We start from the raw sequence: 5,657 nt of genomic DNA, 5'->3' as shown, positions 1-5,657 counted from the left end.
GGAACCCAGATCTCCACCCGAACATGCTCAAGACCTGTCACCTTCAGCCCTTCGGATATAGCCATCATGATCTGCCCTTTTGCTGAGGGGCTTATGGCCGGTCGACCGATCTGGTCGCACAGGCCTCCGGCTCCTATCCTTCCAATTCCCGCCCCGGCGAGGAGGACCGTCTCTCCAGATGGCTCTGCCCGGGCCGATATCCCCAGGCCGGCGGTGACATCGGACTGATGGTCCCCTCCGTCCTTGCGAGCATTGCAGTAGCCGTTCTCTGCCTTAACGGAAACCGAGACCGGTATTCCGGCTGGCGTCATCACCTCCAGGCTTTCGGTCGCCCGGACCAGGGATACGACTGCCCCTTTCGCTGCTGCTGCTGCGGTGGTTCCCGTGGTAAGGCCGCGCTTTAATAATTGGCCGCTTGAGAGGATGGTCCATCTGCCTGACAGGATCTTCTCCCGGGCCCGGGGATCGGAACAGGATTCGATCCAGGAGAGGGGTATGCTAAAGCCGCTGACTGGATCGGCTATCAGCTCAGGGTCTTTCTCTGGCATAGGTGTTTATGATCTCGTTTATGGCTGCTACGGCGATGGGGGTTCCGCCGCGGGTACCGGCAGTGGATATCGAGGGGACGGGGATCTCCCGGAGCCTCTCTTTGCTCTCCAGGGCATTGACAAAGCCCACTGGCACTCCTATCACCAGATCGGGCTGGACCCGTCCCGACTCCATGAGCTCGCAGAGGGTCAGCAGGGCAGAGGGGGCATTTCCTATCACCGCTATTGATCCGGAGAGCTTCTCATTCAGGGCAAATACACCGGCTGAGGTGCGGGTGATCCCCCTGGATGCCGCCAGCTCGTCTCCCTTATCGATGAACGCCTCTATGGGGCTGGTATGGCCTTTCTTTAGCACCCCCGCCTGGACCATCTTGATATCCACGTAGATGGGAGCGCCTCGTTCCAGGGCCTTAAGGCCTGCCTGAAAAGGGTCATTCTGAAATCTCATGATATCGGCTGTGCTTGGGTCGCCGGTGGCAATGACGCATCTCTGGGTGATCCTGTCCTCCAGGCTCCGGTCCCCGATCATGCTGGATATGAGCTCCCGGCTTTTTCTGCTGATCTTTATCGCCTCAGGTGTGCTGGCCCCAATATCGGTATAGTTCTCTATCATATCAATCAGCTCTAGTAGCTGTATTTGGTATCATATCCCCTTCGGGCTATGATCCTGCCCTCTATTATCTCCGCCTTCGGGCAGGATACCAGAAGGGTGAACCGGAAGCCTGATGGCTTTGTCTCCATCAGCTCTTCTGCCTTCATTATGATCATCTCTTCTCCCTTCCGGGCCACGTCCCTGGCCAGGGCCACCGCTCTCTCCGGTTCCAGCTCCTGGAGGAAGGCCTGCACCTCATGCCCTTTCACATTATAGATCACAACGCCGAAGCCTGCTGCTGCCAGCAGGGATGGCGCTTCTGGATTATCCAGCTGGGAGAGAAGGGCGAAGTCCCCGGAGAGGGGAGCTCCTGCCCTTGCGGCAACTGACGAGAAGGCGCTCACTCCAGGAGATATGTGAACGGGAAGCCGATTTCTGGCCAGGTCCATGATCCGCCAGCCCGCGGAAAAGATGCTCGGGTCGCCGCCGGTGAGGATGCTCGCCCTCTTTCCCGAGCGGGCGAGCTGTTCTGCCTCCTGGAAGCGGGCGTATGATCTCTCCGGGCAGGGACCCGCATGAGCGACCTTCTCCCCTGGATAGTCCCCGATCAGGTTCAGGTAACGCTCTGCTCCCAGAATTTTTTCAGATGAGCTGAGGATGGTCCGGGCCTCTGCGGTGAGGTTTGCCTGACCTCCCGGGCCGGTGCCCACCAGGTTCACCTCTGCCTCTCGAGCAACATCCCCCCTGTAAGTGCCCCTGCCCGGGAGGATGAGAAGCGTGGTCATATCGATCTCCTCTCTCAGGGAAACGCTATCCATGAGGGCAGCGGCTGTGGTCCAAAAGAGCCTTTCTCCCTCTCTTCCCACCTCTTTTGCCACCAGAACATCTCTTTTCTCATAGATATTCAGGGCGCGCAATAGCTGCCAGTCTCTTTTCCGGCTTCTAGGATTGTAGAGGGCGACGGGCATTCCAAAATCCGCTGCCTGTCGCAATCGGCCCTCGATATCCTGCCAAGGGGTGAGAAGGTCGCTGAGGCTTATCACCGCCACGCATTCTCGGAAGAGAAGGCCGGCCCGGCAAGCTGCAGCGGTAAATGATGTGACCCCAGGAATAACCTCCACCTCAGCTGGATGCTCTGCCATCTCCAGGCCCAGGCCTGCCATGCCGTAGACGTTAGCGTCTCCCGAGCTCACCAGGGCCACAGGTCCCCGGCTGAGCAGATCCAAAGCCGCTCGGACCCTGTCTGTCTCCTTTCCCATGCCGCTGGAGTAGACCTCCTTTCCCGGCAAGAGGTCTTCTATGAGCTTCAGATAGGGCCGGTAGCCGACCACATAATCAGCTCCTTTTATGGCATCCACTGCCGCTAGGGTGCGGAGGGAGGCATCACCCGGCCCGATGCCAACGATTGAGAGCCTGTTAGCGCAATGACGGTCTATTGATCGGCTGAGTGCAGAATCATTCATTGAATCCCAATCCCTTTTCGGCAGTCATTTTAATTTTCTCCAATGGCAACGGTCACCCTTCCGTATGCCTTCTTGGGAAGAATGAGCCTCTTTGCCAGGGCGAGGACTGCGGGCTCGGCAACTCCCGCCAGTCCCAGGTCCTCTGCCCTCGAGGGAGTGGAAGGTTTTTGGGAGTTGAGCTCCTCCCGGGAGAGAAAGACGATCTCCCTGTCAAGAGACTTCGCCGCCTCCAGCAGGCCCTCCTCCTCCTTCTTTAGCCAGGCGGTGGCTAAGAATGCTATATCCTCTCTCTTCCTGCCGGATTCCGCCAGGGCCTGGTCTATCGCTTGGAGGACCTCCTCAGAGGATACGCCCTTTCTGGCCCCCACACCCAAAACCAGCCCCTTTGCCTTGAGCACCGCCACATCTTCATCCACCAGCAGTATCTTAGGCCCCTTCAGCCTCAATATTGGGACGTCCTCTGTCAAGAATGCGAGGTTGATGGATTTTGAGGAGCTTTTGTTCACGATATCAGCCTTCAGCCGCCCGGCCACGCTCTCCAGGCAGGGCCGGCCCGAGGCATCGGTGGCGGTGGTTATGGCCGGATAGAGCCCCATCCTTTCTGCTAAAAGCAGGGCCAGGTCATTGGCCCCGTGGTGGCCTCCTACCACCGGCACAGCGCAGCTGAGGGCGGAGTCGACGGCAACCACCGGCCGGTCTCGCCATTTGTCCTGCAGATGGCGGCAGAGGCTTCTGGTCACGATCCCCACCGCCATGATCGCTACCAGCAGATCGTATTTCTCAAGGAGCCTCTTCATCCTCTCCTCCTCATAAAGGACTAGAGTAGATTGATAGCGATCGCTTAAGGCCCGGGCAATCCTCTCTCCCTTATCCCTATCCCGGGGGAAGACCAGGATGGCCAGGGACTTCAGCGGCTCCGGTATAGGTGAGACCTCCTAAATCCGGTTCTTTTAACCACATCGCCCACCAGTATGAGGGCGCTGTGGTCTATCTTCGCCTCTTCTACCTTATCGGCGATATCATCTATTGTTCCGCACAATACCTGCTGGTCCGGCCAGGAGGCGTGATAGACCACCGCCACCGGAGTTGTGCCCGGCCGGTCTAAGGACTGGACTATATCCCTGATCTTGTCGACTCCCAGAAATATGGCCATGGTCGTTCCCAGGCGGCTGAGGGTGGGCAGGTCGTCCTTTGCCAGCGTGGTCCCTTTGGGCCTGGTTACGATCAGAGATTCAGAGATCCCCTTAAGGGTGAGCTGGGTCTTCAGAGCGGCAGAGGCGGCAAAGAGGGAGGAGACTCCGGGGACCACCTCCACCTCTATTCCCATCTCCTCCAGGGGCTTCATCTGCTCTAATATGGCGCCATAGATCGAAGGGTCGCCGCTGTGCAGTCGCACTACCTTCTTTCCCGCTCGCAGGAACTCGACCATCTTTGCCTGGGTCTCTTCTATTGACAGTCCATTGCTGTCGACCTTGATGGCTCTCAATCCCTCCAGGAGCTGGGGATTGACCAGAGAGCCGGCGTACACCACCAGGTCCGCCTCCTCCAAGAGCCTCTTGCCCTTGACGGTGATCAGCTCCGGGTCGCCCGGTCCCGCCCCTACGAAGTAGACCTTCATTCTCTCCTCCGGGCCAAGAGGACGCTGAAGTACTCGCTCCTCTCCGGCATCTCTCCCCGGACGATCCTCTCCTCCGGGGTAAAGAGCCTCATGCCCAATGTGAAATCCTCATAACCCTCTTCTCGTAGCTCCTCAGCCAGCTTCCTGGGCCTGGTGGCCTTTATCCTGATCACCGACTGCACCTGGGATCCGTCCGAGACCAGAAAAGACCTCTCCAAAGGTACATCGAATCTGGAGGCCAAGGCTGGGACCACTCCCACCCCGGGAATGGTCTGGATCTCTATTCCCGGATGGCGCTCTTCTATCACCCTCTTCAGATGGCTGAAGGTGGAGAAGGTGTTGATGTCGCCGATGCAGGCAAAGCCCACCTGGCTGGTGCCAGCGTCCTGGGCGATGATATCTGCATTTTTCTGCCAGATCCTTTTCAACTCCAGTTCATCCTGGATCATGGGGAAATCCAGGATCTGGGGGGAGGAGTAGGGCCTGGCCAGCTCTGCTGCCATCTCCCCTGGAACATAGACCCGCTTGCAGCTCTTCAAGGCCGCTGCTGCCTTGAAGGTCAATAGCTGCGGATCGCCCGGTCCTAGGCTTATGCCGATTAACATTTGCCGATCACCATGAATATGGGGTTTATGGGCTTGAAGGCAATGTCCCCCGCCAGGTCGTAGCCCCGATTGATGTGAATCTGCAGGATCTCCCTGAAAATGCCTTCCTTTTTCATCAGCTCTGCCACCTTGCTGGCTATTCCTATCCTGGCCAGGTCGACGACGATCATGCATCCCGGGCTGGCCTTCTCCAGCAGAAGGGGAAGGAATCTGTCTATTCCTCGGGTGCCGCCGATAAAGCATCTGTCCACCGCTGGCAGCCGGGGTATGATCTCCTCTGCCTCGCCCAGGAGGAATTTCCCGCATTCAACCAGTTCTCTGCTGAGATTTATCGCCTCTGGTCGGCGGTCCAGGCCGTAGATCCTGTCTGTGTAGCATGAGGCGGCCAGGGAGACTGCCCCTGAGCCGCAGCCTATATCCAGGAACAGATCGCCAGGCCTGATGGCCAGCTTCCCCATGGCGATGTGGATGTTCTCCTCTGCTGTCGCCGTGCCCGGAAGCTTCATGGGCTTTAGGAGAAGTGGGCTGGAATAAAAGGTTAATTGATGATCTCTTGCTTCTTTGTCTCTTGCCGATCTCCCTCCTCTCAATAGCCCTGTCTTTCGGCCTCTTCGGCCATAAGACTAGTATAGCCTGCTCTTCATTGGCAGTTCGAGAATTCATGGACATCTTCGTTGCCGAGTATGCATCCGCCCTGGGTCTGGGCGGCACACATGAGCTGGAGGGCAGAGCCATGCTCTCCTGTCTGGTGGAGAGCTTCGCGTCCAGCGGACACGAGGTGGCCTATCCCACCTCTGGGCCCAGGTTAAAAGAGGGCAAGCCCATAATGCT

At 58.1% G+C, this 5,657-nt stretch carries 7 protein-coding genes and 1 pseudogene; 1 reads left to right on the top strand and 7 read right to left on the bottom strand.

The features are described from left to right. The 7 genes from BP727_RS05630 to BP727_RS05600 all read right to left on the bottom strand — a co-directional run. Window positions 1-548, bottom strand: a 548-nt coding sequence (locus BP727_RS05630) for a cobalt-precorrin-5B (C(1))-methyltransferase (RefSeq protein ID WP_286857802.1), incomplete at its 3' end; no start/stop codon positions are given. Then, window positions 529-1,161, bottom strand: a complete 633-nt coding sequence (locus BP727_RS05625) for a precorrin-8X methylmutase (protein ID WP_013719345.1) — start codon at window positions 1,159-1,161, stop codon at window positions 529-531. The genes BP727_RS05625 and BP727_RS05630, both read right to left, overlap by 20 nt. 11 nt (window positions 1,162-1,172) lie before the next feature. Further along, window positions 1,173-2,603 carry an SAM-dependent methyltransferase gene (locus BP727_RS05620; RefSeq protein ID WP_273278113.1) on the bottom strand — a complete coding sequence of 477 codons (1,431 nt, stop codon included), beginning with the start codon at window positions 2,601-2,603 and terminating at the stop codon, window positions 1,173-1,175. A 29-nt stretch (window positions 2,604-2,632) separates the two neighbouring features. Then, entirely contained in the window at window positions 2,633-3,496 is an 864-nt protein-coding gene (gene cbiG, locus BP727_RS05615) for a cobalt-precorrin 5A hydrolase (protein WP_083804685.1), read from the bottom strand. A gap of 14 nt (window positions 3,497-3,510) precedes the next feature. Continuing rightward, entirely contained in the window at window positions 3,511-4,221 is a 711-nt protein-coding gene (gene cobM / locus BP727_RS05610) for a precorrin-4 C(11)-methyltransferase (protein ID WP_273271799.1), read from the bottom strand. After that, on the bottom strand, window positions 4,218-4,826 hold the full coding sequence (locus tag BP727_RS05605; protein WP_273271798.1) for a cobalt-factor II C(20)-methyltransferase: 609 nt from the start codon (window positions 4,824-4,826) through the stop codon (window positions 4,218-4,220). The genes cobM and BP727_RS05605 overlap by 4 nt, the downstream gene beginning before the upstream one ends. Further along, window positions 4,820-5,332, bottom strand: coding sequence for a methyltransferase domain-containing protein (locus BP727_RS05600; RefSeq protein WP_013719350.1), 513 nt, complete (start codon window positions 5,330-5,332; stop codon window positions 4,820-4,822). Before BP727_RS05600 ends, BP727_RS05605 begins: the two co-directional genes overlap by 7 nt. A 62-nt stretch (window positions 5,333-5,394) precedes the next feature. Here BP727_RS05600 and BP727_RS05595 point away from each other — a divergent pair. Beyond that, window positions 5,395-5,657 (top strand): annotated as a pseudogene (locus BP727_RS05595) (hypothetical protein); the annotation flags it as partial.

The sequence above is a fragment of the Methanosaeta sp. UBA356 genome (genome assembly GCF_002496465.1).
Classification (GTDB): domain Archaea; phylum Halobacteriota; class Methanosarcinia; order Methanotrichales; family Methanotrichaceae; genus Methanothrix; species Methanothrix soehngenii.
This window is presented reverse-complemented; position numbering and strand designations above follow the sequence as displayed.

Excerpts from the sequence above, each read along its gene's own strand:
- BP727_RS05620 (WP_273278113.1), bottom strand. The coding sequence starts at position 2,603 with ATGAATGATTCTGCACTCAGCCGATCAATAGACCGTCATTGCGCTAAC.
- cobM (WP_273271799.1), bottom strand. The coding sequence starts at position 4,221 with ATGAAGGTCTACTTCGTAGGGGCGGGACCGGGCGACCCGGAGCTGATC.
- BP727_RS05600 (WP_013719350.1), bottom strand. The coding sequence starts at position 5,332 with ATGAAGCTTCCGGGCACGGCGACAGCAGAGGAGAACATCCACATCGCC.
- BP727_RS05625 (WP_013719345.1), bottom strand. The coding sequence starts at position 1,161 with ATGATAGAGAACTATACCGATATTGGGGCCAGCACACCTGAGGCGATA.
- BP727_RS05605 (WP_273271798.1), bottom strand. The coding sequence starts at position 4,826 with ATGTTAATCGGCATAAGCCTAGGACCGGGCGATCCGCAGCTATTGACC.